Origin of the sequence: Bradyrhizobium sp. SZCCHNPS1003, assembly GCF_032381555.1 — a bacterium.
Lineage (GTDB): Bacteria > Pseudomonadota > Alphaproteobacteria > Rhizobiales > Xanthobacteraceae > Bradyrhizobium.
This window is the reverse complement of sequence record NZ_JAUHIU010000011.1, coordinates 25,800-52,313: the sequence shown is the minus strand read 5'-3', so window position 1 is coordinate 52,313 and position 26,514 is coordinate 25,800. Positions and strand designations below refer to the sequence as shown.

The 26,514-nt window shown below is 65.9% G+C and carries 25 protein-coding genes; 8 read left to right on the top strand and 17 right to left on the bottom strand.

Translation table 11 applies throughout. The features are described 5' to 3' along the window. Window positions 1–58: 58 nt before the first annotated feature. Both hisE and QX126_RS19205 read right to left on the bottom strand, forming a co-directional pair. A complete protein-coding gene (gene hisE / locus QX126_RS19210; protein ID WP_315736132.1) occupies window positions 59–460 on the bottom strand; it encodes a phosphoribosyl-ATP diphosphatase in 402 nt (133 codons plus the stop codon). A gap of 103 nt (window positions 461–563) precedes the next feature. Next, complete coding sequence (locus tag QX126_RS19205) at window positions 564–965, bottom strand: hypothetical protein (RefSeq protein ID WP_315716292.1); 402 nt, start codon at window positions 963–965, stop codon at window positions 564–566. 276 nt (window positions 966–1,241) lie between these two features. Here QX126_RS19205 and QX126_RS19200 point away from each other — a divergent pair, with 276 nt between their 5' ends. From QX126_RS19200 to QX126_RS19180, 5 genes are all read left to right on the top strand, one after another. Then, window positions 1,242–2,306 carry an ABC transporter substrate-binding protein gene (locus tag QX126_RS19200; protein WP_315782954.1) on the top strand — a complete coding sequence of 355 codons (1,065 nt, stop codon included), beginning with the start codon at window positions 1,242–1,244 and terminating at the stop codon, window positions 2,304–2,306. 88 nt (window positions 2,307–2,394) lie between these two features. Then, window positions 2,395–4,185 (top strand): glucan ABC transporter ATP-binding protein/ permease, encoded by a 1,791-nt coding sequence (locus QX126_RS19195; RefSeq protein ID WP_315782952.1) that lies wholly within the window; start codon window positions 2,395–2,397, stop codon window positions 4,183–4,185. Between the two features lie 173 nt (window positions 4,186–4,358). Continuing rightward, complete coding sequence (locus QX126_RS19190) at window positions 4,359–5,774, top strand: D-alanyl-D-alanine carboxypeptidase family protein (RefSeq protein WP_315782950.1); 1,416 nt, start codon at window positions 4,359–4,361, stop codon at window positions 5,772–5,774. A 191-nt stretch (window positions 5,775–5,965) separates the two neighbouring features. Beyond that, complete coding sequence (locus tag QX126_RS19185; protein ID WP_315782948.1) at window positions 5,966–7,657, top strand: long-chain fatty acid--CoA ligase; 1,692 nt, start codon at window positions 5,966–5,968, stop codon at window positions 7,655–7,657. A 157-nt stretch (window positions 7,658–7,814) separates the two neighbouring features. After that, complete coding sequence (locus tag QX126_RS19180) at window positions 7,815–8,300, top strand: peroxiredoxin (RefSeq protein ID WP_315758853.1); 486 nt, start codon at window positions 7,815–7,817, stop codon at window positions 8,298–8,300. A 129-nt stretch (window positions 8,301–8,429) separates the two neighbouring features. Here the strand turns inward: QX126_RS19180 and rnhA are convergent, their stop codons facing one another. From rnhA to ispH, 3 genes are all read right to left on the bottom strand, one after another. After that, window positions 8,430–8,894 (bottom strand): ribonuclease HI, encoded by a 465-nt coding sequence (gene rnhA, locus QX126_RS19175; RefSeq protein WP_315736125.1) that lies wholly within the window; start codon window positions 8,892–8,894, stop codon window positions 8,430–8,432. After that, window positions 8,891–9,865, bottom strand: coding sequence for a homoserine kinase (locus QX126_RS19170; protein ID WP_315736124.1), 975 nt, complete (start codon window positions 9,863–9,865; stop codon window positions 8,891–8,893). The genes rnhA and QX126_RS19170 overlap by 4 nt, the downstream gene beginning before the upstream one ends. A 158-nt stretch (window positions 9,866–10,023) precedes the next feature. Beyond that, a complete protein-coding gene (ispH, locus tag QX126_RS19165) occupies window positions 10,024–10,992 on the bottom strand; it encodes a 4-hydroxy-3-methylbut-2-enyl diphosphate reductase (protein WP_315716301.1) in 969 nt (322 codons plus the stop codon). Between the two features lie 267 nt (window positions 10,993–11,259). Between ispH and QX126_RS19160 the strand changes: the two genes are divergently transcribed. Continuing rightward, window positions 11,260–11,952: a DUF1013 domain-containing protein gene (locus QX126_RS19160; RefSeq protein WP_315736123.1), complete on the top strand. Its 693-nt coding sequence runs from the start codon at window positions 11,260–11,262 to the stop codon at window positions 11,950–11,952. A 296-nt stretch (window positions 11,953–12,248) separates the two neighbouring features. On the opposite strand, the gene QX126_RS19155 is transcribed toward QX126_RS19160, so the two are convergent. The 5 genes from QX126_RS19155 to QX126_RS19135 form a co-directional block, all read right to left on the bottom strand. Continuing rightward, complete coding sequence (locus tag QX126_RS19155) at window positions 12,249–12,980, bottom strand: OmpW family protein (protein ID WP_315736122.1); 732 nt, start codon at window positions 12,978–12,980, stop codon at window positions 12,249–12,251. Between the two features lie 183 nt (window positions 12,981–13,163). Then, a complete protein-coding gene (locus tag QX126_RS19150; protein WP_315736121.1) occupies window positions 13,164–13,436 on the bottom strand; it encodes a hypothetical protein in 273 nt (90 codons plus the stop codon). Between the two features lie 96 nt (window positions 13,437–13,532). Further along, window positions 13,533–15,437: a propionyl-CoA synthetase gene (locus tag QX126_RS19145; protein ID WP_315782946.1), complete on the bottom strand. Its 1,905-nt coding sequence runs from the start codon at window positions 15,435–15,437 to the stop codon at window positions 13,533–13,535. A gap of 120 nt (window positions 15,438–15,557) precedes the next feature. Then, the gene (locus QX126_RS19140; RefSeq protein WP_315783194.1) at window positions 15,558–16,940 is read right to left on the bottom strand and encodes a tetratricopeptide repeat protein; all 1,383 of its coding nucleotides are present in this window, start codon (window positions 16,938–16,940) and stop codon (window positions 15,558–15,560) included. Between the two features lie 101 nt (window positions 16,941–17,041). Beyond that, entirely contained in the window at window positions 17,042–17,791 is a 750-nt protein-coding gene (locus QX126_RS19135) for a tetratricopeptide repeat protein (RefSeq protein WP_315783193.1), read from the bottom strand. A gap of 321 nt (window positions 17,792–18,112) precedes the next feature. On the opposite strand from QX126_RS19135, the gene QX126_RS19130 reads away from it, so the two are divergent. Beyond that, window positions 18,113–18,883 carry a hypothetical protein gene (locus QX126_RS19130; RefSeq protein ID WP_315782944.1) on the top strand — a complete coding sequence of 257 codons (771 nt, stop codon included), beginning with the start codon at window positions 18,113–18,115 and terminating at the stop codon, window positions 18,881–18,883. A gap of 160 nt (window positions 18,884–19,043) precedes the next feature. Here QX126_RS19130 and QX126_RS19125 read toward each other — a convergent pair whose 3' ends face one another. The 5 genes from QX126_RS19125 to QX126_RS19105 form a co-directional block, all read right to left on the bottom strand. Then, the gene (locus tag QX126_RS19125) at window positions 19,044–19,844 is read right to left on the bottom strand and encodes an SDR family oxidoreductase (protein ID WP_315736117.1); all 801 of its coding nucleotides are present in this window, start codon (window positions 19,842–19,844) and stop codon (window positions 19,044–19,046) included. Window positions 19,845–19,863: 19 nt separating this feature from the next. Next, the gene (locus tag QX126_RS19120) at window positions 19,864–20,238 is read right to left on the bottom strand and encodes a DUF1850 domain-containing protein (RefSeq protein WP_315736115.1); all 375 of its coding nucleotides are present in this window, start codon (window positions 20,236–20,238) and stop codon (window positions 19,864–19,866) included. Beyond that, complete coding sequence (locus QX126_RS19115; RefSeq protein WP_315737016.1) at window positions 20,235–22,328, bottom strand: TRAP transporter permease; 2,094 nt, start codon at window positions 22,326–22,328, stop codon at window positions 20,235–20,237. Before QX126_RS19115 ends, QX126_RS19120 begins: the two co-directional genes overlap by 4 nt. A 155-nt stretch (window positions 22,329–22,483) precedes the next feature. Then, window positions 22,484–23,446: a TAXI family TRAP transporter solute-binding subunit gene (locus QX126_RS19110; protein WP_315782943.1), complete on the bottom strand. Its 963-nt coding sequence runs from the start codon at window positions 23,444–23,446 to the stop codon at window positions 22,484–22,486. Window positions 23,447–23,654: 208 nt separating this feature from the next. After that, a complete protein-coding gene (locus QX126_RS19105) occupies window positions 23,655–24,131 on the bottom strand; it encodes a hypothetical protein (RefSeq protein ID WP_315716312.1) in 477 nt (158 codons plus the stop codon). A gap of 173 nt (window positions 24,132–24,304) precedes the next feature. On the opposite strand from QX126_RS19105, the gene QX126_RS19100 reads away from it, so the two are divergent. After that, entirely contained in the window at window positions 24,305–24,607 is a 303-nt protein-coding gene (locus tag QX126_RS19100) for a hypothetical protein (protein WP_315736110.1), read from the top strand. An 18-nt stretch (window positions 24,608–24,625) separates the two neighbouring features. Here QX126_RS19100 and QX126_RS19095 read toward each other — a convergent pair whose 3' ends face one another. Next, window positions 24,626–25,807, bottom strand: a complete 1,182-nt coding sequence (locus QX126_RS19095; protein WP_315782941.1) for a hypothetical protein — start codon at window positions 25,805–25,807, stop codon at window positions 24,626–24,628. A 25-nt stretch (window positions 25,808–25,832) separates the two neighbouring features. Further along, window positions 25,833–26,456, bottom strand: coding sequence for a CoA pyrophosphatase (locus QX126_RS19090; RefSeq protein ID WP_315782939.1), 624 nt, complete (start codon window positions 26,454–26,456; stop codon window positions 25,833–25,835). Window positions 26,457–26,514: the final 58 nt, after the last annotated feature.

Below are 26,514 nucleotides of genomic sequence, written 5' to 3'. Positions count from 1 at the left end.
AGCAAACCGGGCAGGATTTGTCCATGGCCCATATGCCGGTCCGAATCGGAGCGCCACACTAGTGCCGCTTGCGGATGGTCCGGCTTTCGGCCGCGACGATCGGTCGCCCCGCCACCCGTCCGGGCGCGGCCTTGGCGACCTTCACCGGCGATTTCGGCAGCTTCTCGGCGATGCCGAGCATCAGCTCGCGCCGTTCCATCTCGCGCCAGACGTCCTCGGGCTGGACATCGAGCTCGGCCCATAGCACGGCCAGATTGTAGATCAGGTCGGCGCTTTCGCGCACCACGGCCTGGGCGTCGCCGCCGACGGCATCGATCGCAACCTCGATGGCCTCTTCGGCGAGCTTTTTGGCCATCTTGGCCGTGCCCTGCTGCATCAGCTTGGCCGTGCGCGATCGCGCGGGATCGAGATCCCTGGCCGCCAGGACAGCGCGATAGAGCCGCTCGATCGAATCAGTCATCCTGCCACAATAGTTAAATTCGATGGTCCGCATATTAACGTTCGCGGCGGGCAAGAAAAAATCCGCCGGCGCGGGGCCGGCGGATCGTCTATTCGATCTCACATCACCAATGCGGGTGATGATAATAGCCGCCACCGTAATAGGGGCCGCCGCCGTAATACTGATAGCGCGGTCCGTAGCCGTAATAGGCCGGCCGGCCATAGTAATAGTTGTCCTCGTAGTAGGAACGGCGGTTCTGCGTCGCCGCGATGGCAAGTCCGGTGCCGACGATGCCGGCGAACGCCGCCGCAGCCGCCGCGCCGCCGTTGCCGCGATAGTGGCGCCGGCGCGCGCTGACATCGGTCAGGCCGCCATCATTGGCCGTCTTGGCGACGACACCCTTCTCGGCCGGCGCGGAGCCGGCAAAGGCGAGTGTCGGCTGCACGGCCGTCAAAGTCACCGCGGCCACCGTCGCCAGGACGGTAGCACGGCCAAAGCGTGAAAAACTTCCGCGCTGTGCGATCATGTGGATCCTCCGTACGATCTAATCTCGCGTACCAACTCGCGAACTGCGTCCACAGTTCCCCTCGCGAAACCCGAAGTCGAAGCCGCAAATCGCCGCAGGCCTTGCTCATGGACCGTTCACATTCGATCCGACATGATCAGGCACCGCCGGCCCCGAGCGGCAGCGACACAGCGACATTGTCACGAAATTGACATATCGATCCCGCGACGGCCGGCGAACTGATTAGAATACCGGCGTGACAAGACCGGTACGGCCTGCGAATACCGGCGTGACATGATGTGCATGCGACGACCCGTCACCCTGCTTGCTTTGGCGCGCTTGGCGCTCCTGGCGGCCTTCGTGGTGCCCGCGTGGCTGTCAGATCACGAGGCCCTCGCAGAGGAGCCGAAACGTCCGGTCGCCGTCATGTTCACACTGGATCGGCCGCTCGATGGCAGCACGGCGCCGCTGGTCCTCGCCGCCAGCCGAGGGCTGTTCGCCACCGAGGGCGTGACGGTCACCATCACCACGGCCAAGGGCTCTCCCGATGCGATCGCGCGGGTAGCCTCCGGTGAGGCCGACATGGCGCTCGCCGACATCAACGAGCTGATCCGCTATCGCGACGCGTCCAACAGCCAGCCGGTCAAGGCCGTGTTCGTGCTGTTCAACAGGGCGCCTTATGCGATCATCGCGCGCAGGAGCCGCGGCATCAACGGGCTCGGCGACATCGAAGGCAAGACGCTCGGCGTCGCCGAGGGCGATCTCTCGATCCGGCTGTGGCCGGCGGTCGCGCGACACAACCATCTCAGGCCCGAGACCATCAAGCTGTCGCGCGTCGGCGCGGCCGTGCGCGAGCCGATCCTGTCGGCCGGCCAGGTCGATGCCGTCAGCGGCTTCTCCTATTTGTCGGCCCTCAATCTGCGCGACCGCGGCGTGCCTGCCGCCGATCTCGCGGTGCTGCGCTTCGCCGATTACGGCTGCGAGGCCTATGGCCATGCGGTGATCGTCAATCCCGGCTTTGCGGCCAAGCAGCCGGCTGCGGTGAAGGGATTCCTGCGCGCGCTGACGTCTGGCCTGCAGCTTGCCATCAAGGACCCTGCCGGCGCGATCGCCGACGTGGTGAGCCGGATGGATGACGGCTCGCGCGAGCTCGAGCTGCAGCGGCTGCAGAGCGTGCTCGTCGACAACGTGCTGACGCCGGACGTCCGCCGCGACGGCATCGGCGGCATCGATCCCGCCCGGTTCGAGCGGGCCCTCGACCAGCTCGCCGAGGACGGCAAATTCCACCACAAGCGTCCGCTACCCGCCGACATCTTCGACGACAGCTTCCTGCCGCCCGCCGACAGCCGGCTCGTCAACTGAGCGCTCGCCGCGGCGGCCGTTCCCTTGCTAACATGGCGCCGCGCGCACCCAGCGCTGGTTCCAACGGTCGACACGAAGCGCCCCGCCCATGTCCCTGCTCCGCATTTATGCCCGCGTGCTCCATCTGCTCGGAAAGGAGGCGCGGCTGGGCTGGTTTCTGGCGATCGCCAACCTGGCCCTCGCGGTGGCACAGTTCGCCGAGCCGGTGCTGTTCGGACGCATTGTCGACTCGCTCTCCGGCAACGCCTCGACCAGCACCGCCTGGCCACTGCTCGCGGCCTGGGCCGGATTCGGCCTGTTCACGATTTTGGCCAGCGCCTGGGTCGCGCTGCAGGCCGACCGGCTGGCGCACCGGCAGCGCCATGCGGTGCTGACGAGCTATTTCGAGCACATTTTGCAGCTGCCGCTGACGTTCCATTCCGGCACCCATTCCGGCCGACTGATGAAGGTGATGATCAACGGCACCGACGCGCTGTGGAAGCTGTGGCTGTCGTTCTTCCGCGAGCACTTCGCCGCCATCATGTCGGTGCTGGTGCTGCTGCCGCTGTCGCTCTATCTGAACTGGCGGCTCGCGATCCTCTTGTTCGTGCTGTGCGTGGTGTTCACGGTGCTGACGACGCTGGTGGTGCGCAAGACCTACGGCATGCAGAGCGAGGTCGAAGAGCACTACAGCGACCTGTCGGCGCGCGCCTCCGATGCGCTCGGCAACGTCGCGCTGGTGCAGAGCTTCGTGCGCATCGAAGCCGAGGTGCAGGGCCTGCGCAACGTCGCCGGCCAGTTGCTCTCGGTACAGATGCCGGTGCTCGGCTGGTGGGCGCTGGTGACGGTGATCACGCGCGCCTCCACCACCATCACGGTGCTGGCGATCTTCACCCTCGGCATCGCGCTGCATCAGCAGGGACTGAGCTCGGTCGGCGAGATCGTGATGTTCGTGTCGTTCGCGACCATGCTGATCCAGAAGCTCGAGCAGGTCGTGTCCTTCATCAACAACGTGTTCATGGAAGCGCCCCGGCTGGCCGAGTTCTTCACCGTGCTCGACGCCGTGCCGGCGGTGCGCGACCGCCCCGATGCGATCGACGTCGGCCGGCTCTCGGGCCTGGTCGAATTCAACGATGTGTCGTTCTCCTATGACGGCAAGCGGCCGGCGGTGGAGGACCTCACCTTCACCGCGCTGCCCGGCCAGACCATCGCGCTGGTCGGGCCGACCGGCGCCGGCAAGTCGACCGCGATTGCGCTCCTGCATCGCGCCTTCGATCCGCAATCCGGCTTCATCAAGATCGACGGCATGGATGTCCGCGGATTGAAGCTTGCGGCCCTGCGCCGGAACATCGGCGTCGTGTTCCAGGAGGCGCTGCTGTTCAATCGCTCGATCCGCGAGAACCTCTTGGTCGGCAAGCCCGATGCGACCGAGGAGGAGATTCGCACCGCCGCCGCGCGCGCCCAGGCGCTCGACTTCATCGACCGCGCCGAGCAGGGCTTCGATACCAATGCCGGCGAGCGCGGCCGCATGCTGTCTGGCGGCGAGCGCCAGCGGCTCTCGATCGCGCGTGCGCTCTTGAAGGATCCGCCGATCCTGATTCTCGACGAGGCGACCTCCGCGCTCGATGCCGTCACCGAGGCCAAGCTCAACGCGGCGCTCGACGAGGTGATGAAGGGACGCACGACCTTCGTGATCGCGCACCGGCTCTCGACCATCCGCAACGCGACGCGAATCCTCGTGTTCGAGAACGGACGCGTGATCGAAAGCGGAACGTTCGATGAACTCGTCGCCAAGGGCGGCCACTTCGCGGAACTGGCGAAGGCCCAGTTCATGGTGCAGGAGAGCGCGCGCGCGACTCTCGCAGAGCCCGAGCGCGACGGTACCATCGTCAAGACCTGATCGCGGGACGCTTTCATCGTGGAATTGAATGGCTGGCCTCTGTTCGCCAGCGTCGAGCCGGTATAGGTTCGCGGCCTGCCGCAACCGAAGCGGCGCCGGACACGCTTGAAACCCGAAAGCCCGCTTGCCCACCTCGCCGCGCGAGGCGGGTCTCAAAGGACCGGACCAGACCAGTGCAGACGCTTCGCCTGTTGTTCCGCTACGCCCCGATCAAGATCATCGCTCTCGCTGCCGCTCTCGTGCTCGCGCCCCGCTGGGCCAGCGCCGAGGCGCTGCTGCTCGTCGAAGCCGATACCGGCAAGGTGCTGGAAGCGCAGAACGCGACCTATCCATGGTATCCCGCGTCGGTCACCAAGCTGATGACAGCCTATGTCACCTTGAAGGCGGTCAAGGACGGCAGGATCACACTTGACACGCTGTTCACGGTCTCACCGGCCGCGGCATCACAGTCGCCGTCGAAGATGGGCTATCGGCCCGGCACGCAGGTCACCGTCGACAACGCGCTGAAGATGATGCTGGTGAAGTCCGCCAACGACATGGCGGTGGTGCTGGCCGAAGGCGTCGGCGGCTCCATCGACGGCTTCTCGGCGATGATGAACGACACCGCTCGCAAGCTCGGCATGACCCAGACCAGCTACGTCAATCCGAACGGACTGCCGGCCGACGGCCAGATCACCTCGGCGCGTGATCTCGCGATCCTGGCGCGCGCCATCATCCGCGATCTTCCCGAGTACGAATACTTCGTGCACATCCCGTCGATCCGCTACGGCCGCCGCGTCGTGCAGAACTTCAACAAGCTGATCGGGCGCTATCCCGGCGCCGACGGCTTCAAGACCGGCTTCATCTGCGCTTCGGGCTACAATCTGGTGGCGTCGGCGACCCGCAACGGCAAGCGCCTGATCGCGGTGGTGCTCGGCGCCTCCTCAGGACAGATGCGCGCCGTGCGCGCGATCCAGATGCTGGACCGCGGCTTCAACGGCAACCAGTTGAGCTGGCTGAAATCGCCGCTCGGCACAGTCGATCAGCTGGCCCCCGTCGACGCGACACCGCCCAACCTGCGCGACGACATGTGCAACGGCCGCCGCCACCGACCAGCCAGCGACGACGACGAGGACACCGTTGCCGGCGCGGACGGCGAAGCGACCGGCGGCACCCTGCTCGCCGGCCTGCAGGCGCCGACCATGAAGCCGTCCGAGCTGCTGGCGGCGGCGCCCGTCCCGTCCGAGCCGGTGCTGGTCTACACCGGCCCGACGCGCACCGGCGCGGCGCTGATCGCCGCCGTCGCCGCCGATGCCGACGCTCAGACCCCGGCCAGACGCCGCGGCAAGAAGGCGCATGCCGCCGCGCGGAAGGATGCCAAGCCGGCGACCCGGACCGCCGCCAAGACCGATGCGGATGCGAAGGCCGCGGCGAAGCCGGATGCCAAGCCGGCGGAGGCCAAGCCGGGCGCGGCACGCCACGTCGCCGCCAAGCACGATGCCGGCGCAAAACCGGCGGAAAAGACCGGCTCCGACGCGCCCAAGCCCGCCAAGCCCAAGGCCGCCGCGAAGCCGAAGACGGCCGGCAAGCCCGCGCCGAAGGACGGCTGATCCGGCGCGGCCCATAGGGCCGCAGCCGACTGGGCCCAGCCTCCGCCCGGCCTCCTTACCCTGCCGCTTTCGTCGACACGCCGGCCGCTTGCCTTGAAGGGCCGGAAATTCGATATTGGCCGCCGCCAGCTTCCCGAGCGAGGCTGGCGGACGCCAATACACGAACAAGAGACGATCAGAGAGGAAGGGTCATGGAGCGCATCTGGCTCAAGCACTATCCGGCCGGCGTTCCCGCCGATATCGATCCGGGCAAATACCCGTCGCTCGTCGACCTGCTGGAAGAGAGCTTCAGGAAATTCGCCGATCGCCGCGCCTTCATCTGCATGGACAAGGCGATCAGCTATCGCGAGCTCGACGACATGTCGGTCGCGCTGGGCGCCTATCTGCAGGGCCTTGGGCTGGCCAAGGGCGCGCGCGTCGCGCTGATGATGCCGAACGTGCTGCAATATCCGATCGCGATCTCCGCGGTGCTGCGCGCGGGCTACGCCGTCGTCAACGTCAACCCGCTCTACACGCCGCGCGAGCTCGAGCACCAGCTCAAGGATTCCGGCGCCGAGGCGATCATCGTGCTGGAGAACTTTGCCCACACGGTGCAGCAGGTGGTCGGCCACACCCAGGTCAAGCACATCGTCGTCGCCAGCATGGGCGACCTGCTCGGCTTCAAGGGCGTGATCGTCAACCTCGTCGTCCGTCGCCTGAAGAAGATGGTGCCGGCGTTCTCGCTGCCGGGCGCCGTGCCCTTCAACGATGCGCTCGCCGCCGGCCGCGGCAAGCGCTTCCAGAAGCCCACCATCGGTCCGGACGACGTCGCCTTCCTGCAATATACCGGCGGCACCACCGGCGTCTCCAAGGGCGCCACGCTGCTCCATCGCAACGTCGTCGCCAACGTGCTGCAGAACGATGCGTGGCTGCAGCCAGTGATGGACAAGCCGCCGCATGTCGATCAGCTGCTGATCGTCTGCGCGCTGCCGCTCTACCACATCTTCGCGCTGACCTGCTGCTTCCTGCTCGCGGTGCGCGCGGGCGGCGCCAATCTGCTGATCCCCAATCCGCGCGACATCCCCGGCTTCATCAAGGAGCTGATGAAGTATCAGGTCACCACCTTCCCGGCCGTCAACACGCTCTACAACGGCCTGCTGCATCATCCCGACTTCCGCAAGATCGACTTCTCCAAGCTGAAGGTCTCCAACGGCGGCGGCATGGCCGTGCAGCGCCCGGTGGCCGAGCAGTGGAAGCAGGTGACGGGCTGCAGCATTGCCGAAGGCTACGGCCTGTCGGAGACCGCGCCGGTCTTGACCTGCAACCTGCCGACCTCGACCGAGTTCACCGGCACGATCGGCCTGCCGCTGCCGTCGACCTGGCTGTCGATCCGCGACGACGACGGCAACGAGGTGCCGCTCGGCCAGCCCGGCGAGATCTGCGCCAGGGGCCCGCAGGTGATGGCGGGCTATTGGAACAGGCCCGACGAGACCGCCAAGGTGATGACCGCGGACGGCTTCTTCCGCACCGGCGACATCGGCGTGATGGCCGCGGACGGCGCGATCAAGATCGTGGACCGCAAGAAGGACATGATCCTGGTCTCCGGCTTCAACGTCTATCCGAACGAGGTCGAGGAAGTGATCGCGACCCATCCGGGCGTGCTGGAGACCGCCGTGATCGGGCTGCCGGACGAGAAGACCGGCGAGGTCGTCAAGGCCTTCGTGGTGAAGAAGGATCCCGACCTCACGTCCGAGGACATCATCAAGCACTGCCACGAGCAGCTCACGAACTACAAGGTGCCGAAGCAGATCGAGTTCAGGACCGAGCTGCCGAAGACCAATGTCGGCAAGATCCTGCGCCGGGAGCTGCGCGACGAGAAGAAGAAGCCGGCAGCCGCGGCCTGAGTCCATTGGCGCCGCAACCGCCGGCATGCGATGACGGACGTGCGATGACGGATACGTGATCACGGCGGGCCGTTGCCGTTTCCGGCGCGCCGAATAGTGTAGCGCGCACCGCGCAAGACACATTCAAAAGACACATCCAGGGGAAGGAGTAACTCGAATGACCATCCAGGTTGGCGATAAGCTGCCGCAGGCCCAATTCCGCGTCATGACCGGCGAGGGCCCGCAGGTCAAAACCACCGACGACATCTTCAAGGGCAAGAAGGTCGCGCTGTTCGCGGTGCCCGGCGCCTACACCGGCACCTGCCACAAGATGCATCTGCCGAGCATCTTCCTCAACGCCTATGCGCTGAAGGACAAGGGCGTCGACACCATCGCGATCGTCTCGGTCAACGATGCCTTCGTGATGAATGCCTGGAAGCGCGACACCGACCAGCGCGACGAGGCCGTGTTCCTGGCCGACGGCAATGCCGAGTTCACCAAGGCGATCGGCATGGAGCTCGACGCCTCCGGCGCCGGCCTCGGCATCCGCTCCAAGCGCTATTCGATGCTGGTCGAGGACGGCAAGGTCACCAAGCTGAACCTCGAAGCCGCTCCGGGCAAGGTCGAGGTCTCCGGCGGCGACACGCTGCTCGGGCAGCTGTAAGTAGACAACGCACTGCTGCAGATGATCAGTCGTTCCGGGGCGCGAAGCGAACCCGGAACCTCGAGATTCCGGGTTCGACGCTCTCGCGTCGCCCCGGAATGACGATCAAACTCACAACCGTAGAAGACCTCAGCCCCGCACGTTCTTCTGCATCCTGGCCATCGCCACGCCATCGCGCGCCAGTTGATCGGCGCGCTCGTTCTCGGCGTGGCCGGCATGGCCCTTGACCCAGTGCCAATTGACCTTGTGCGGCTTCAGCGCGGCATCGAGCCGCTGCCAGAGCTCGGCGTTCTTGACCGGCTTCTTGTCCGCGGTTTTCCAGCCGTTGCGCTTCCAGCCGTGGATCCAGCCGGTGATGCCCTGCCGGACATATTGGCTGTCAGTGTAGAGCTCGACCTGGCACGACTTCTTCAGCGCTTCCAGCGCGGAGATCGCGGCCATCAGCTCCATGCGGTTGTTGGTGGTGTGCGGCTCGCCGCCCTTGAGCTCTTTTTCCTTGTCGCCGAAGCGCAGGATGGCGCCCCAGCCGCCCGGCCCCGGATTCCCCGAGCAGGCGCCATCGGTGTAGATGCTGACGACCGGATGCTCGCTCACGCCACGGCTCCACCGATGCCGTAGTCGCGCACGCTGGTCACCGCCTGGTGGAAGCGCAGCTTGCGGACATATTCGAGCGGATCCTTGGGCTTCACCAGCGCGCCGGGAGGCACGTTGAGCCAGTCCACCAGCCGCGTCAGCAGGAAGCGGATCGCGGCGCCGCGCGCCAGCAGCGGCAGCGCCTCCTGCTCGGCCTCCGACAGCGGCCGGACGCGGCCATAGGCGTTGAAGAAGGCGCGCGCCTTGGTGACGTTCAGCGAATGATCGGCCTCGAAGCACCAGGCGTTGAGGCAGATCGCGACGTCATACGCCAGAATGTCGTTGCAGGAGAACGGGAAGTCGATCAGCCCCGAGAGCTTGTCGCCGAGGAAGAACACGTTGTCCGGAAACAGATCGGCGTGGATGACGCCTTCCGGCAGATGCGTCGGCCAGGAGCGCCCGAGATGATCGAGCTCGGCGGAGAGCAGCGCGGAGAGGCCGGCCTGCACCGTGTCGGCGCGGTCGGCGGCCTGCGCGAACAATGACCGCCAGCCGGCGACCGAGAGCGGATTCTTGCGCACCAGCGGGAAGTCGCGTCCGGCCAGATGCATCTGCGCCAGCGCCGCGCCGACGCCGGCGCAGTGGGTGACGTTCGGCTTGCGCGGCCACATGCCTTCCAGGAAGTTGATGATCGCCGCGGGCCGGCCGGACAGACTCGAATACACCGCCCCGTCGCGGTTGCGGGCGGGCTGCGGACAGCTCACGCCGCGCTCGGCGAGGTGGGCCATCAGCCCGAGAAAATACGGCAGATCGTCCACCGCCACGCGCTTCTCGTACAGCGTGAGGATGAAGGAGCCCTTGGTGGTGTGCAGCAGGAAGTTGGAGTTCTCGACCCCTTCGGCGATGCCCTTGTAGGAGAGCAGCTCGCCGATGTCGTAGGTCTTGAGGAAGTCCGCAAGCTCGTCGGCGGCGACGTCGGTATAGACCGCCATACCCTGTCCTGGTTCTCGAAGTTCGCCGGCCCCGCCTCCCCCGACGCGAACTTCATCACCGGGGAGGCTCGTTTGCGCCCTTCATCGCGCATGCGGGCGCCGCGTTCAAGACGGATGCGCCGGCGGTGGACCAAAAAGAGCGGCCGCCAGGGCCGCCTTTACTCGGCCGCGGCTTCCGGCCGGAGCGAGCGCGGCAGCGGGAAGAATTCGTTCTCTTCCGCCGCCGAGACCGTCTCGACATGGAGCACGTAGCGCTCGGCGAAGGCGCCCATGATCTCCTCGACGATCACCTCCGGCGCCGAGGCGCCGGCGGTGATGCCGAGGCTCTTGATGCCCTCGAAGCGCGCCCAGTCGATGTCCGAGGCACGCTGCGCCAGCACGGCAATCGGGCAGCCCTCGCGCTCGGCAACCTCGCGCAGGCGCTGCGAGTTCGACGAGTTCGGTGCGCCGACCACGATCAGCGCGTCGACCACCGGCGCCACCTTCTTGACCGCCAGCTGGCGGTTGGTGGTGGCGTAGCAGATGTCTTCCTTGTGCGGGCCCGAGATGTTCGGGAAACGGCCCTTGAGGATCGCGACGATATCCTTGGTGTCGTCGATCGACAGCGTGGTCTGGGTGACGAAAGCGAGGTTGTTGGGATCCTTCGGGGTGAAGGTCGCCGCGTCCTCGGCGGTCTCGATCAGCGTCACGGCGCCCGCCGGAAGCTGGCCGACGGTGCCGACCACCTCCGGATGGTGAGAATGGCCGATCAGCAGGATCTCGCGGCCGCGCTTGAAGTGGATCGCCGCCTCGCGGTGGACCTTGGTGACCAGCGGGCAGGTCGCGTCCAGGGAGAAGAAATTGCGGGCCTGGGCCTCGGCCGGAACCGATTTCGGCACGCCATGCGCCGAAAATACCACCGGTGCGTTGGTACTGTCGGGAATCTCCGCCAGTTCCTCGACGAAGATGGCGCCCTTGGTCTTCAGGCTGTCGACGACGTATTTGTTGTGCACGATCTCGTGGCGGACATAGACCGGGGCGCCATAGATGGCGAGCGCCCGCTCCACGGTGTCGATGGCGCGCACCACGCCGGCGCAGAAGCCGCGCGGCGAGCAAAGCACGATTTTGAGGTCTGGTTTGGCTGCCATGGGGCTGGTCTAAGCTGATCTTTGCGGGCTGGTTTCGGCGACCACGGACCCCCGGGCCGGCAAGCGGGGGCGGTCGATACGCGAGGAGCTTGGGTCTGACACTGGTTTGGGTAGGACTTGGGACTGCTTTCGAGCGCTGTCAAGGCCGTTTTCTCCAGGCCATTGCGCCATGCCCCCGGGACGGCTTATATAGGGCCAATTCCCGTCATCGCCGATGACCGCAGGTTTCGCCTCCAGGGCCGGGGCGGAGCACAAAGGAGATTTGCCATGAGCAACGCCCCGCTGATGCCGAAGGCAACTGCCGTGTGGCTGGTCGACAATACTGCCTTGACCTTCGACCAGGTCGCCGATTTTACCAAGATGCACCCGCTCGAGGTGCGCGCCATTGCCGACGGGGACGCCGCCCAAGGCATCAAGGGTATGGATCCGATCTCGACCGGGCAGCTCACCCGTGAGGAGATCGAGAAGGCCGAGCGCGACCCGAATTACCGGCTCCGGCTGCAGGAGAGCAAGGTGGTGCTGCCGCCGCAGCCCAAGCGCAAGGGCCCCCGCTACACCCCGGTGTCGCGCCGCCACGAGCGCCCGAGCGCCATCCTCTGGCTGGTACGGAACCATCCCGAGCTCAAGGACGCCCAGATCATGCGCCTGGTCGGCACCACCAAGACCACCATCGCCAGCGTGCGCGACCGCACCCATTGGAATGCGCAGACGCTGACGCCGATGGACCCGGTGACGCTCGGCCTGTGCTCGCAGATCGAGCTCGACTTCGAGGTCCAGCGTGCCGCCAAGGAAAAGCCGCTCGACGCCAATTACAGCGGCGCCACCCTGCTCCCGGCCTCCGAGACCACGCGCAAGGACGAGTACGAGCCGGCGGGCCGCGACGAGGACGATCTCAACGTCGACGCCGTGTTCGCCAAGCTCAAGACCATCGGCGGCAAGAAGCAGGACGACGAGGAGTAGGACGCGAGCGCGTTCGTCTTCCTCGCTTCACTCGCGGGCGCCAGCCCCGCACTCAGTGTCGTCCCGGCGAACGCCGGGATCCATAACCGCCGGCTTGCGTAACCGCCCGAGATGGTTGTGACTCAGCGCCTCGTTTCTCACTCCCGCTGCGGCGTATGGGTCCCGGCTCAAGGCCGGGACGACAGCGGTGGGGAGGCGCGGGACTCGCGACAAACCAAGCTTCGCCAAAACAGACCTCCCAAAAAAATGGCGCCGGGGATGCCGGCGCCATGGCAGTCTGGGAGGAACTGAAAAAATCAGAACTTGTAGGTGACGCCGACGCCGACCAGCCACGGATCGATGTTGGCGCGGCCGGTGACCGGAATTGCGCCGTTGACGGTCGCCGAGTAGTTCGGCTGCAGCCACAGCTTCTTGACGTCGACGTTCAAGCCCCAGTGCCTGTCGAGCATGTAGTCGAAGCCGAACTGGACCGCGGCGCCCCACTGGTTGGAGATGTGCAGGTTGGTGACGGCAAGACCGTTCCACACCTGGTTCGCGGCGCTCTGGTTAAAGAAGACCGTGTAGTTCACGCCGGCACCGACATAGGGCTTGAAGGCGCCGAAATCGGTGAAGTGATACTGCAGGGTGAGCGTCGGCGGCAGCAGCCACGCCTTGCCGATGTTGAGACCGTCGAGCGAGCCGGTGCCGCCGATGGAATGCCGGGTGACGCCGAGGATCAACTCGGCCGCGATGTTCCTGGTGAAGAAGTAGCTGATGTCGAGCTCGGGCACGACCGAGTTGGAGATCGACAGGCCGGAGTTCGGCGACGACAGCGCCGGCACGCCGGTCACGTTCACGCTGGAGCCGCCGGCATCCGGCAGCACGCCGAGCGCTCGCACACGAAGCATCCACGGATTCCACGCTTCGACCACCGGCGCCTTGGTGTAGACCGGCGCCGCCTGCAGGTCGGCTGCTTGCGCCGAGCCCATGGCTCCGCAGATCGCCGCCAGCACCAGCAGCGACGACGAAAGTTTCAAGATTCTGTTCATCGAAGTCCCCATAGCCACCCTTGAGCAACATTTGCGCGGGCACAGCCGCGCCTTGCGGTCGCAGATGTGGCAGGGACGCCATGGACTTGGATTTGATCTCAATCAATCGGCATTGTTGCAGTGCCGATGTCACGCAACTGTTGCATCGAAGTCACGCGCCATGAGAGGCGCTTGCACGTGCGCTCAGGGCCGATCGGGATGGTTCATCATGTATTCGCCGAGATCGCGCTGCCGGCGATCGGCGCGCGCCTCGGCGCGTTGCCGCTGCACGTCGCGGTCCTTACGGCAGGCGACATATTCGGCGGAGCCCGGCGCGACCTTGCCGCCGGCCTGACAGACCGCATCGTCATCGTCATTGCCGAGCGCCACTGCAGGGCCCTGGTTGCGGGAGGCGCAGGCCGTGAGCGAAAATACGGCCATCAGCACCAAGGCCAGGCGGGCGGAGGTCTGTCGCATCGAACGTTCCATTCTCGTCAATCGGGCTGGTCTCGGCCGTTGCTTGACGACAATGGGCGCCCGGGTCAAGCCCGGGGTACGTTCAGCGGCGCCGCTTCAGACCCGGCTCTTCAGCGCCTCGCCGATTTCCTCGAGCACCTTGGGATCCTCGATCGTGGCCGGCATGCTCCATTGCTCGCCGTCGGCGATCTTCTTGATCGTGCCGCGCAGGATCTTGCCGGAGCGCGTCTTCGGCAAGCGGCCGACGGTGATCGCGAGCTTGAACGCAGCGACCGGTCCGAGCTTGTCGCGCACCAGCGCCACGATCTCCTTTTCGATCTGCGACGGGCTGCGCGAGACACCGGCCTTGAGCACGATGAAGCCGCACGGCACCTCGCCCTTGATCGCATCCTTGATGCCGAGCACGGCGCATTCCGCGACATCGGGATGCGAGGCCAATATTTCCTCCATGCCGCCGGTCGAGAGCCGGTGGCCGGCGACATTGATGATGTCGTCGGTGCGGCCCATCACGAAGACGTAGCCGTCCTCGTCCTTGAAGCCGGCGTCGGAGGTCTTGTAGTAGCCGGGGAACTCGCTGAGGTAGGACTCCTTGAAGCGATCCTCCTGCTGCCACAGAGTCGGCAGGCAACCCGGCGGCATCGGCAGCTTGATCACGATCGAGCCCATGGTGTTGGCCGGCACGGGTCGCGCCGCCTCGTCGACGATGTCGACCTGATAGCCGGGCATCGGCACCGTCGGCGAGCCATGCTTGACCGGCAACAGGCCGAGGCCGACCGGATTGCCGGCGATGCACCAGCCGGTCTCGGTCTGCCACCAGTGGTCGATGACCGGCACCTTGAGCTGCTGCTCGGCCCATTCCACCGTCGGCGGATCGGCGCGCTCGCCGGCCAGGAACAGCGTGCGAAACTGCGACAGATCGTATTGGCGCAGCAAGGTGCCTTCTGGGTCCTCCTTGCGGATGGCGCGGAATGCGGTCGGCGCCGTGAACAGCGCCACGGCCTTGTGCTCGCTGATGACGCGCCAGAACGCGCCGGCATCCGGCGTGCCGACCGGCTTGCCCTCATACATCACCGACGTCGCGCCGTGGATCAGCGGGCCGTAGATGATGTAGCTGTGGCCGACCACCCAGCCGATGTCCGAGCCGCACCACCACACCTCGCCCGGCTTGATGCCATAGAGGTTCTCCATAGACCATTTCAGCGCAACCAGATGGCCGCCATTGTCGCGCACGACGCCCTTCGGCTTGCCGGTCGTACCCGACGTATAGAGGATGTAGAGCGGATCGGTCGCGAGCACCGGCACGCACGGCGCGAGCTTGCCGTTGGCGAGCGCGGATTTGCGCAACGCGGCCCAATCATAGTCGCGGCCGGGCTTGAGCTCGCAGACATGCTCAGGGCGCTGCAGGATGATGCAGGCCTTGGGCCTGTTGTCGGCGAGCTCGATCGCCTGGTCGAGCAGCGGCTTGTACTGCACGATGCGGCCGGGCTCGATGCCGCAGCTCGCCGACAACACGAGCTTGGGAGTCGCATCGTCGATGCGGGTGGCAAGCTCCTTGGCCGCGAAGCCGCCGAACACGACCGAGTGCACCGCGCCGATGCGGGCGCAGGCAAGCATCGCCACCATCGCCTCGGGCACCATGGGCATATAGAGGATGACGCGGTCGCCCTTGACGACGCCGAAATCCTGCATGACCGCGGCGAGCGTCTGCACCTCCTTCAGCATCTCGGCATAGGTGAGCCGGGTGACGGAGCTGGTCAGCGGCGAATCGTGGATCAGCGCCAATTGCTCGCCGCGGCCGGCGGCGACATGGCGGTCGAGCGCGTTGTAGCAGGTGTTGACGACGGCCCCAGTGAACCAGCGGCCATAGGCGCCCATCGACGGATCGAAGATCTTTTTGGCCGGCTCGATCCAATCGATCGCGCGGGCGGCCTCGGCCCAGAACCCTTCGGGGTCCTGCAGCGACCGTGCATGGACCTCGTGATAGCGGCTCGCAGCGCTCATGACGTTTCCCCAAACTGTGTTTATTCCCGACTATTGTCACGGGACAAAGCGACAGTTCAAGCCGTCATGAATTGATCCAGATCAGGCGAGCCGGACGTCCGGGCCATTTTCCGGGCCGGATCAATGCGCTGCGTCGCGGAGGGTATCCAGGCGACGCTGCAGGGCTAGACGAAGGTCGTAGCCCGGCTTGCCGAAGCGGGCATTGCGCTCGGCGATGAAGTCACGCTGCGTTCCGCGCAGCTCGGCAGCGGCGCGGCCGCGGGAGGACTTCAAGCGCCGGGCATAGCTTTCGGAAATGCCGAGATCGAGCACCGAGAGCTGCGGGTCGGCACAGATGACCTTCTCGACCTCGCGTACGGCGGTGGCGCAGTCGAAGGACGGCCCGCTGCGCTCCGACGGGGCGTTCAACGGACGCGGCGGCTCGGCGCCGAACTTCTTGATCTCGGCCAGCACGACGCGCCGACCGGCAATGGCATTGTCGTTACCGGGATCCAGCCGCAGCGCCGCCTCGTAGTCGGCCAGCGCCTTGGCGCGCTCACCCATCTTCTTGAACAACACCGCGCGGTTGTTGTAGGCGAGCGCGAAATTCGGATCGAGCCGCAGCGCGGCGTCGTAGTCGCTGAGCGCCGCGCCGAGTTCGTTCTTGAACTGATGGGAATCGCCGCGGTTGGTGAAGAAATTTGCCCGCTGCTCCATCGTGATCGCCTGGTCATAATCGGCGATCGCCTTGTCGTACTCCTTCATGGCGGCGTAGGTGAGACCGCGATTGTCATAATATTCCGACACCTTCGGATCGCGCCGGATCGCCTCGTCGTCATCGGCCAGCGCCCTGTCCATCTGGCCGAGCTTCTTGTAGGCCGCGGCACGATTGGTGAATGTGCGCGGCCGTTCCGGGTCGAGCCGGATCGCCTCGTCATAGTCGCGCACGGCCTTCTCATTGTCGCCGCGCAGGTAGAAGGCGACGCCCCGGTCGGCATAGGCCTGCGCGTAGTCGGGCTTCAGCCGGATCGCCTGGTCGTAGTCGGCCAGAGCGCGATCGAGACGACGCTGCTCGGTATGGACAACGCCACGCAGCTCAAAGGCTTCGGCGTCATTCGGATCGAGCGAGATCGCCATGCTCAGATCGGCGGTCGCCTTGCCGGCATCGCCACCGGCTTCGCGCATCAGGTCGCCGCGCAGCCGGTAGGCGCGCGCATTCTTGCCGTCGAGCGCGATGGCACGGTCGAGATCCTTCAGGGCCTGGGTCAGACCGCCCGAGGTACGCGCACGGGCGTCGGCACGGGCGACCAGGGCGATGGATTGATCCTTCGTCGAACCCGATGCCTGCTCGATTGCTGTCGAGCAGGCGGCGATGAGTTCGGACGGAGGCGCCTTGCTGCCCAAAGCGCATTCGGGGTCCGAGGCGAATGCTGGCCGGGCCCCGAGGCCAAGGACAAGCCCGGCTGCAAGACCCAGCGCGAGGTAAGACGAGCGGGATGAAATCGAACGAATGAAAGCGTGCATCGGCATGGACTCGGCTCGAATTTCGACTGTTGCGGGTGAGACGCTGATCTCCCCCGTTGTCGTCTCCGGCCGGAACCCGGTTCAAGCGGCCACGCCGATGGTCAATAGCCGTCGACGCCGTTCAGCCGCCGCAAGCGGTCCTGCATCGCCTTCTTGAGATCGTAGCCGGGCTTGCCAAAGCCGGCGTTGCGCCGCGCGATGAACGCGTCCTGCTCGCGCTGCAGGGCGCGTGCCGCGGCGGGGCCGGCCGCCTCGCGAACGACGCGGGCCTGCGCGCCGTCGATCTCGCGATCGAGATTGGCGAGCTCCGGATCGGCGCAGATCGCCTTCTCCACGGCGCGCCGCGCCATGGCGCAATTGAAGCTCGGCCTGCCCGCGACGGCCATCTGCGCGCCCAGGCGCTCGAGCTCCACTGCGAGCGCGTGGTAGTTGCTGCGGGCGCTGGCGTGATCCGGATTGAGCCGCAGCGCCGCGGCGAAATCGGCCAGCGCCTTCGGACGGTCGCCCTTCTTGCGATGCAGTTCGCCGCGCGCATTGAAGATGCTGGCGAGCGTCGGGTTGAGCTGCAAGGTCACGCCGTAATCGGCGATGGCGCGATCGATCTCACCCCTGATGATGAAGATCGAGGCGCGCGCGATCAGCGCATTGATGCGATCGGCCCTCGCGGCCTTGGGATTGTCGATCACGGCGCCGCATTCGGTGAGCACCTTGTCGCCATCGCGCGCCTCCGAGGCCGCCATGCAGGCACCGGCATCCACCGCCGGCTCCTTGCCGGGCTCGGCCGCGCCGACCGCATGGGCCTGGGTCGAGACCAGCCATCCGAGCGTGACAAGCGCTGCGAGGCGCAGCATCCCATCCCGGCGATCGGCTGCAGCCCATGAGGAGATGGATGCGGTCAAGGCAGATGGCTCTCTCAGGTCGTGGGCGATCCGGCACGGCGCGGGCGGAGCCGCCGCCGCGGCGACTTCAACTATACAGCGGCAGCCGCGGTGCGACAGTCCTTTCCTGCAGAAGGCGCCCCTTGCGAACGGGCGCTCGCGAGCTGATTGCGGCCCCGACAAAAATGCGTGTGGTCGTGCCGCGCATTCCCCTCGCGATGTTGTGGATGCGCGCCCCCGGCGATGCCCTCGGTCGCCATTTGAACCTGTTGCGATCCCAGCAGACACAACCGCATGACTATTCTGACCGACAATTCGCACGCACGCGGCGTCGTTGCGTCCCCTGCGCGCTATTTCTATTTCAACATGGCTCTGGCCTGCATGGCCATTGCGATCATCGGCTTCGCACCGACCTACTGGCTGCCACTGGCCCGCGGCTCATTCTCCGGCGCGCCCGTGATTCATTTCCACGGCTTCCTGTTCTTCACCTGGACTCTGTATTTCGCGCTGCAGAGCTGGCTTGCCGCATCCGGACGCACGGCGCGGCACCGCTCGCTCGGCATCTTCGGCGTATCGCTCGCCACGGCGATGACGATCTTTGGCTTCCTCGTTGCCATCGAGGCGATGAAGCGCTCTGCGGCAATGGGGCAGGTCAATGAGGGCATCGCCTTTGCCATCGTGCCGCTCAGCGGCATCGCCTTCTTTGCCGTGGTCTTTACGCTCGCGGTTGTCCATCTGCGCCGGCCGGAAACGCACAAGCGGCTGATGCTGCTCGCCGGCATCTCGCTGCTCGACGCCGCCGTGGCGCGCTGGTTCCTGACATTCCTGGCGCCGCCCGGCCCGCTCGGCCCGCCGCCGGTGTTCGTAACGATCCCGCCGGCTTTCGTCGCCTACCTGCTGCTCGTCGTCGCCATCATCCACGACCGCCGCACGTTCGGACGTGTCCACCCGGTCTACGTCTATGGCGGGCTCGCGCTGATCGCCGTGAAGCTCCTAAACTGGCCGATCAGCGTGACCTCGGCATGGCATGCATTCGCGGGCGGCATGCTGGCGATGGCGCAATAGCCCTCAACAAGACAAAGCCGTTCCACACCACCGTCATTGCGAGGAGCCGAAGGCGACGAAGCAATCCAGAGCTCCCGAGAGACTCCGGACTGCTTCCGCCCTCGCTCTTCGAGCTACGGCGGACACGTCGCTTCGCTCGCAATGACGAGAGCGGCGAGACCTAACTCCTGCAGGTCAACCCGCCATCGACCACGAGCATGGTGCCGGTGACATAGCGCGACTCGTCGGAGGCGAGGAACACCGCAGCATTGGCGACGTCGAAGGCATCGCCCATATGCCCCATCGGCACCTGCGCATCGCGCTTCTTCCACATCTCCTCGACATCGCCCTTGGCGTAGCTCGCAGCCAGCCCAGCGGAGTGCTCGACCATCGGTGTCTTCATCAGCCCGGGCAGGATCGCATTGACGCGGACGTGCTTCGGCGCGAACTCGACCGCGGTCGTGCGCGTCATCTGGTTCATCGCCGCCTTGCTGGCGCCGTAGCTGACATAGGAGATGCCGACCTGGCGGATGGAGGCTACCGAGGAGATGTTGATGATGGAGCCGCCGCCCTGCGCGATCATCACTGGAATGACGTGCTTCATGGCAAGATAGGCGCTCTTCAGGTTGACCGCGAACACGCGGTCCCATTCCGCTTCATCGACATCGACCACGCTGCCCATCTCCGCAATGCCGACATTGTTGTCGAGCACGTCGATACGGCCATAGGCGGCAACGCAAGCCTTCACCATCGCCTCGACCTCGACGGCCTTCGAGACGTCGGCGGTGAACGCCTCGGCCTGCCCGCCTTCGCCTGAAATGATCGAGGCCGTCTCCGCGGCGGCGTCCTTGTTGCGGTCGACGCAGAAAACCTTGGCGCCGTGCCGGGCAAAGGTCACGGCCGTGGCCTTGCCATTGCCCCAGCCCGGTCCGATCGAGCCGGCACCCACAACCAGCGCCACCTTGCCCTCGAGACGATCCATCGCGTGCTCCCGTCGTTCGTTATTCGCTACAGGCGCTCATCGTGATGGTCGAGGCGCCGATGTCATGGCCGAAAATGTCCGACAGCGTCCGGCATTGCCCGTCCGCACAGATGCGCCACTCCCCAGCCGCGCCGGAATTGGCGAGCACGATCCGCGACAGCGGCCCCCGCTGGGTCTGCCACTGGAACCAGCCGTCGACCAGCCGCGCCTCCGGCGGCGGCTCCATGCCCGCGCCCGAGCCCTTGACGCGCGCCTGCACCAGTTCGAGACCATCGGCCGTGACGCGCCAATCCTCCTGCCACGCGGTCTTCTCGACCGAGTGGGTCCAAGCCAAAGTGAAGCCGGCGAGCGTCAGCGCCTTCACCACACCCGATGACGCGAGGCAGAGGCTCAAGCGGAGGCCGCCACAGCAGCCGGCGGCCGCTGCCGCCACTGCCACGCCACGATCACCACCGCCAGGGCAAATCCCAGCACGTCACTGTAGGGAAATTCGCCGAGCAGGCAGACCGACGCGACAAACGCCAGCAGGCGCTCGACCAGGGTCATGCGCACGTACAGGAAGCCGATCGCCACCATGCCGAACAGGCCGATCGAGATCAGCGCCTTGACGGAGGCATACGCCACCGCGCCGATGAAGCCGAGTTGCGCCTCCATCGGGTCGCCGGCCTGCAGCATCAATGCCGGCGAGTAGACGAAGATGAAGGGAATGACGTAGCCGGCGAGCGCGATCCGCATCGCCTCCCAGCCGATCTTGTCCGGATTCTCCTTGGCGATCGGCGCCGCCGCCAGCGCCGCCAGCGCCACCGGTGGCGAGAGGTCCGCCATGATGCCGTAGTAGAACGCGAACATGTGGCTCGCGATCAGCGGCACGCCGAGCTTGGCGAGCGCAGGGGCCGCCAGTGCCGCGGTGATGATGTAGGTCGGGATGGTCGGAATGCCGGTGCCGAGCAGGATCGACAGCAGCATGGTCATGATCAGCGCCGCGAACAGGCTGGTCTTGCCGAGGCCGATCACCCAGCTGCCGAAGATCGAGCCGACGCCGGTCTGCGTCATCATGCCGATGATGACGCCGACGATCGCGCAGGCCATGCCGACGGTCAGCGCCGACTTCGCACTTTCAGCCAGAGAATCGCGGCAGGCGTGCAAGGTGCCCATTCCGCCGCGCACGAAGCCGGTGATGACGATGAGCGCGACGACGACGGAGGCGACAGGTACGATCTGCAGGCCGTTGCGCGACAGCGCGCCGACGACGAGCGCCAGCCCGATCCAGAACACGTAACGCAGCACCTGGTTGGAGAAGCCCATGGTGATCGAGGTGCCCAGGATCAGCGCCACCGTCAGCGCGAGTCCCATCGAGCCCGCATACAGCGGCGTGAAGCCCTCGAACAGCATGTAGACCAGCGCGGCGAGCGGCAGCACGAGGTACCAGCGCGCCACCAGTGCCTTCCAGGCGCTCGGAATTTCAGACGGCTTCATCCCGGTCAGGCCGTGCTTGCCGGCCTCCAGATGCACCATCCAGAACGCCGAGGCGAAATAGAGGATGGCCGGGATCACGGCCGCCTTGACGATGACCGAGTAGTCGACTCCCAGCGTCTCGGCCATGATGAAGGCGACCGCGCCCATGACAGGCGGCATGATCTGGCCGCCCATCGACGCGGTGGCCTCGACGCCGGCCGCAAAGGCGCGGCGGTAGCCGAACCGGATCATCAGCGGAATCGTGAACTGGCCGACGGTCACCACGTTGGCAACGCCCGAGCCCGAGATCGTGCCCATCATGCCGGAGGCGAACACCGCGACCTTGGCCGGACCGCCGCGGGTGCGACCGAACAGGCCGAGCGAGACGTCGGTGAACAGCTGGATCATGCCGGCATGCTCGAGGAACGAGCCGAACAGGATGAACAGGAAGATGTAGGTCGCCGAGACGTAGATCGGCACGCCGTAGAAGCCCTCGGTGCCGAAGGACAGGTGTGTAATCACCTGATCGAAATCATAGCCGCGATGGTTGAGCGGCGCCGGCAGATACTGGCCGAAGAACCAGTACAGCAGGCAGGCGCCGCACATCAGCGGCAGCGCGAGCCCCATCAGCCGGCGCGTGCCCTCGAAGATCAGTACCGCCAGCAGGGTTCCGACCACGAGATCGGTGCGCGTCGGATCGCCGTCGCGCGCGATCAGATCCGCATAGAAGATCCACTGATAGAGGCCGCAGAGGAAGCCGATGGCGCCGATGGTCCAGCCCGCGATGCGCCCCGCATCGGTCTTGGCGGTGAAGTTGCCGATCAGGCCGAAGGTCAGCAGCAGCAGGAAGCCGACATGGACGCCGCGGACGACCTGGCTCGGCAGATAGTTGAAGGCGGCGACATAGAGCTGGAATATCGCAAAGGCGAGCCCGATGCCGTAGGCGAGATAGCCCCAGCGGCCGGGGCCGAAGCCTTCCGGAAAGCCGTGCTCGAAATTGTCGAACTCGACCTTGACCGGCGTTTCCATGTTCACGGCTTCGATCGTCATGATCCCCCCAACGCGCCCATCAGGCGCTGCTGACCATGGCCGCAATCACCTGAACGACAAGACTGCGCGGAGGGCTTCCCGCGCAGCCGGTTGCGAATGATCCGGCCTGCAAGGAAGGCCGGGCGAGCAGCTCCTTATTTCAGGATGCCCTTCTCCTTGTAGTAGCGGATCGCGCCCGGATGCAGCGGCACCGGGCTGTCCTGCGCCGCTGTCTCCAGCTTGATCTCCTTGCCGGCGGCATGCGCATTGGCGAGCTCCGGCAGCGAATCGAAGATCAGCTTGGTCATCTGGTAGGCGAGATCGTCTGATACCGCCGAGCTGGTGACGAGATAGTTGATCACAGCCGCGGTCGGCACGTCCTTGTCCTGGCCGGTATAGGTGTTGGCCGGGATGATCGCCGCCACGAACGGCGCACCGATCTTTTCGACGACCTCCTTCGGCACCGACACCACCGTGATCGGCGACGAGGTCGACAGATCCTTCAACGAAGCGACGCCGAGGCCAGCCGACTGCAAGGTGGCGCCGAGCTGCCGGTTCTTCATCAGGTCGACGGATTCGGCGAAGGGCAGATACTCCACCTTGCCGAGATCCTTGTAGCTCATGCCGGCGGCGGCGAGGATCGCGCGCGAGTTGAGCTCGGTGCCGGACTTCGGCGCGCCGACCGACAGGCTCTTGCCCTTGAGATCCGCCAGCGTCTTGATGCCGGACTCGGCCGTCGCGACGATCTGGATGTAGTTCGGATAGATCGCGCCGATCGTGCGCAGCTTGTCCAGCTTGGACTTGAAGCCGGCCTCCTCCTCGCCGTTCCAGGCGGCCTTCAGGGAGTCGCCGAGCGCGAAGGCGAGCTCGCCGCGTCCCTGCTGCAGCAGGATCAGGTTCTCGACGGAGGCCTTGGTCGCCTGCACCTGGGTTTTCACATTGGGGATCTTGTCGCCGTAGATCTTCCCGATCGCGACACCGAGCGGATAATAGACGCCCGACGTGCCGCCGGTGAGCACGTTGATGAAGCTCTGCGCCTGCGCCGCTGGCGCCGCGAGCAGGCAGGCGGCTGCCAGAATGAAACCGGTTGCAGTGCCAGAGATTTTCGAAAAACGCATGGATCCTCCCATTGATTTTGCCGCAAATTGGACGGCTGTGGGCGCGGGGTCAACCCATCCGAAAGACTGGCGCACCAGCCTCTCCCGCTCCCACGGCGCGAGGCCGGAACCGATGCGCCCCGCGTTCAATCTTACATTGACAGTAGCACCAGCTTGAACCGCAGGTGCAGCCCAGAGCGGCGGGCCGCCTCGCTCGCAAGGCCGCCGGTCATTGGAACGTCATGTCGAGGCACTTGGAGATGTCCGAGCCGAGCCCGGACGAGATCGTCATGCAGCCGCGCACCTTCTGCTGGGTCGTATCCGCCACCCAGATCGAATAGCCGCCATTGCCGAAGAAGGAGTTGGTGTTCGCCGGCTCGGTCTCGGTGGCGTCGAACTCGTATTTGGAATCGGTGTCGAACACGCGCGGCTTCCTGGTGCAGCCGCCGTCGGTCTGGACGTTGATGACCTCCTTGTTGTCCCGGGTCAGCGACAGTGAGACCTGGCAGCGGAAATATTCCGAGGTCTTCACGTTGAAGAGGTAGGCGTAGGACTTGCAGACGGCCGTATTGAGCTTGCCGGCGGAGAGACCGCGGCTGCAGGCGATGCGTTGGTTATTGGACAGCTTGAAGTCGTCGGCCCGGGCGGATGCCAACGTCACCAGCGACAACGCCGCAACCCAACCGATCTTCGTGACGAGGCTCATCCGAATCATCCCCAAAGTGTTTTCTTGGCCTATGTTTCTAAACCACGCTGCAGGATAATCGCGAGATCGGCGAATTTAAAAATCCGCCAACGATCACTGCGCTGCGACGGGGCGACGTTGACGCTGCCTCATCGTTCGCGATTTGTTCGAGACGACATCGATTGGAGGAGGACATGAAGAGCCCGGTTCTGAAAGCCCTTATCGCCCTCGGTGCGCTGGGCGCACTGACCAGCGCGGCGCGCGCGGCACCGCCGGAGCCGTGGGAGCTGAAGCCCGACATGGGCTACGCCTATGGCAAGGATGGCAAGACGCTCGCCTACAAGATGGGCACCAAGAACGCCGACATGCTGCTCAAGGGCGCCAAGAAGGTGCCGAAGGGCACGCTGTTCTTCGTCGGCCAGAACGGTCAGCTCTACATGCGGACGGCCCCCTATCTCGACGGCGACGGCAGCTTCTCGTTCGGCGCGGATGAGTGAAGGCGAGCGAGCGCAGCCTCAGAACGCCGCCGCCAGCTCCTTGGCGCCGGGCAGGCCGCTGAGCGAGTCCATCCTGGCATCCGTCACCGCAAGCAGCTTCGCCACGGTGTTGTGGCGAACGGCGACCGGATTGCGCTCATAGCCGCCGCGCTGGAAGAAGTTGGCGGTCGGAACCTGATCGCGCATCTCGAGCGGCATCGTCACCATGTCGAAGCCGGTGCCGTCCCCGGTGAGATTCATCATCTCGAGCTCGGCGGCGGAAAGCGGCCGGGTGTAGCCCTTGGCGCGCGCGAACAGCACCGAGGTCAAGAGCTTGTGGGTCTGCAGCATCGGCCCGACGTCGATGTCGAGCACCATCGCATGCATGGCCCACCCCTGCGGCGTATTGCCGATCTTCTCATGCGCCGACCAGTCGTCCGGCACGGAGCGCGCAATCGCGACCATCTTCTTCAGGACCGCGAGCTTGTGCTCCATCGCGCCCCGCGCCGGGCCGGACGTCTGCGCCACGCGTTCGCCGAGCAGGCGGATGAACAGCGGGCCCTGCTCGGCCAGAAGCTCGACGCTGTTGGTGGTCAATAGCTGATTGTAGCCGATCGCCGTCGAGATCGCGCGGTTGCCCTTGAAGCCCGATTGCGAGTCATGCTTGCCGTTGCCGCCGGTCTCGAAGGCATAGACGCGCACCGCCTGCTCGCGCGTCAGTCCCGACGCCGCGGCGAAGCGCGCATAGGCGCGCTTGAAATCGATGTCGTTGGTGGGGCGCTGCGGCGACCATTGGAAATGCTCCTGTGCCGCCTTCACGAGGTCGGCGACCACAGGGATGTACTTGCGCTCGCGCGGCTCACCCTCAGGTTCCGGCTCGGGGTTCACCGGCCGCTTCGGCCCGGTGTAGACCGGCGGCTGCTCCAGCACATAGTCGTCGAGCCCGATCGGCTGGCGGTCGCGGCGCTTGGCATTGCGCGCACGGCGCTTGTCGGCGATCGCCTTCCAATAGGCGCCCGCCTCCTGGTCAAACTCCGCCCGCGCCTGCTGATATTCGGCGAGTTTGCGCTGATACTCCGCAATCGCAGCCGGCGATGCCATCTGCGCCAAAGCTTCGCGGGGCGCGACCGGTGAGCCGGGTTCCGCGGCCAGCAAAGGCGGCGCGCCGGAAACGGCGCAGGCGAGAATCAGGGCAAGGGTGCGAATCGGCTGATGCAGCATGCCGCCCTTGTAGCCGAAACGGCGGCTACTTCCAGGCGAACACCGGCTGCTCCAGCTCGTGCACCCGGGTGTCGCGGCCGGACAGGACCTCGCGGAACTGATAGATCAGCGCTGCGGTGGGCGCGTGAATGAGACCCTCGCGGGCGTGAAAACGGATGACGCGCCGCGTGCTCTCGGGGATCGCAGTGAAATCGAACGCGTCATCCGCCGTGATCGCGTCGAGGCCGATCCGGTGCACCGAGGCGACCTCGTCCGGATTCGGCCGCAGCGTGCGGCCATTGGCCGCCCATACGACGACGGGGGTAATCAGATAGCCCGACCGTGTCGGATAGTCGTCGAGCAGGCCCAGCACCGCATCCGGCGCCAGGACCAGCCCGAGCTCTTCCGTGAGCTCGCGCAGCGCGGCCTCGACCGTCGTTTCGCCGGCGTCGCAGCGTCCGCCCGGCAGCGCCCATTGCCCGCCATGGCTGCGCAGCCCGGCAGCGCGCAGAGTGAGCAGCAGCGCCGTGTCGCCGGTCTCGTGGTGCGGCGCCAGCGCGATCACCACCGCGGCGCGCTTCAGCGAGGCCGCAGCCGCCTCCAGCCGCACGAAACCGGCACAGCAGCTTGCGATTTTCCGCCTCGTGGCATCGTCGAACGGCATCGGCATGCAGCTTGACTACACCAGGCCGGCGACAGATGAAACGATCTCCAGGCCGGCTCGGGCC

What these genes read in the sequence shown, in the direction of transcription:
- QX126_RS19130 (WP_315782944.1), top strand. Translation starts at nt 18,113, where the DNA reads ATGACTATTCTGACCGACAATTCGCACGCACGCGGCGTCGTTGCGTCC.
- QX126_RS19195 (WP_315782952.1), top strand. Translation starts at nt 2,395, where the DNA reads ATGTCCCTGCTCCGCATTTATGCCCGCGTGCTCCATCTGCTCGGAAAG.
- QX126_RS19205 (WP_315716292.1), bottom strand. Translation starts at nt 965, where the DNA reads ATGATCGCACAGCGCGGAAGTTTTTCACGCTTTGGCCGTGCTACCGTC.
- QX126_RS19125 (WP_315736117.1), bottom strand. Translation starts at nt 19,844, where the DNA reads ATGGATCGTCTCGAGGGCAAGGTGGCGCTGGTTGTGGGTGCCGGCTCG.
- QX126_RS19180 (WP_315758853.1), top strand. Translation starts at nt 7,815, where the DNA reads ATGACCATCCAGGTTGGCGATAAGCTGCCGCAGGCCCAATTCCGCGTC.
- QX126_RS19090 (WP_315782939.1), bottom strand. Translation starts at nt 26,456, where the DNA reads ATGCCGATGCCGTTCGACGATGCCACGAGGCGGAAAATCGCAAGCTGC.
- QX126_RS19155 (WP_315736122.1), bottom strand. Translation starts at nt 12,980, where the DNA reads ATGAACAGAATCTTGAAACTTTCGTCGTCGCTGCTGGTGCTGGCGGCG.
- QX126_RS19200 (WP_315782954.1), top strand. Translation starts at nt 1,242, where the DNA reads ATGTGCATGCGACGACCCGTCACCCTGCTTGCTTTGGCGCGCTTGGCG.
- QX126_RS19185 (WP_315782948.1), top strand. Translation starts at nt 5,966, where the DNA reads ATGGAGCGCATCTGGCTCAAGCACTATCCGGCCGGCGTTCCCGCCGAT.
- QX126_RS19115 (WP_315737016.1), bottom strand. Translation starts at nt 22,328, where the DNA reads ATGGAAACGCCGGTCAAGGTCGAGTTCGACAATTTCGAGCACGGCTTT.
- hisE (WP_315736132.1), bottom strand. Translation starts at nt 460, where the DNA reads ATGACTGATTCGATCGAGCGGCTCTATCGCGCTGTCCTGGCGGCCAGG.
- QX126_RS19150 (WP_315736121.1), bottom strand. Translation starts at nt 13,436, where the DNA reads ATGCGACAGACCTCCGCCCGCCTGGCCTTGGTGCTGATGGCCGTATTT.
- QX126_RS19095 (WP_315782941.1), bottom strand. Translation starts at nt 25,807, where the DNA reads ATGCTGCATCAGCCGATTCGCACCCTTGCCCTGATTCTCGCCTGCGCC.
- QX126_RS19140 (WP_315783194.1), bottom strand. Translation starts at nt 16,940, where the DNA reads ATGCACGCTTTCATTCGTTCGATTTCATCCCGCTCGTCTTACCTCGCG.
- QX126_RS19100 (WP_315736110.1), top strand. Translation starts at nt 24,305, where the DNA reads ATGAAGAGCCCGGTTCTGAAAGCCCTTATCGCCCTCGGTGCGCTGGGC.
- QX126_RS19170 (WP_315736124.1), bottom strand. Translation starts at nt 9,865, where the DNA reads ATGGCGGTCTATACCGACGTCGCCGCCGACGAGCTTGCGGACTTCCTC.
- QX126_RS19145 (WP_315782946.1), bottom strand. Translation starts at nt 15,437, where the DNA reads ATGAGCGCTGCGAGCCGCTATCACGAGGTCCATGCACGGTCGCTGCAG.
- QX126_RS19105 (WP_315716312.1), bottom strand. Translation starts at nt 24,131, where the DNA reads ATGAGCCTCGTCACGAAGATCGGTTGGGTTGCGGCGTTGTCGCTGGTG.
- ispH (WP_315716301.1), bottom strand. Translation starts at nt 10,992, where the DNA reads ATGGCAGCCAAACCAGACCTCAAAATCGTGCTTTGCTCGCCGCGCGGC.
- QX126_RS19135 (WP_315783193.1), bottom strand. Translation starts at nt 17,791, where the DNA reads ATGCTGCGCCTCGCAGCGCTTGTCACGCTCGGATGGCTGGTCTCGACC.
- QX126_RS19160 (WP_315736123.1), top strand. Translation starts at nt 11,260, where the DNA reads ATGAGCAACGCCCCGCTGATGCCGAAGGCAACTGCCGTGTGGCTGGTC.
- QX126_RS19110 (WP_315782943.1), bottom strand. Translation starts at nt 23,446, where the DNA reads ATGCGTTTTTCGAAAATCTCTGGCACTGCAACCGGTTTCATTCTGGCA.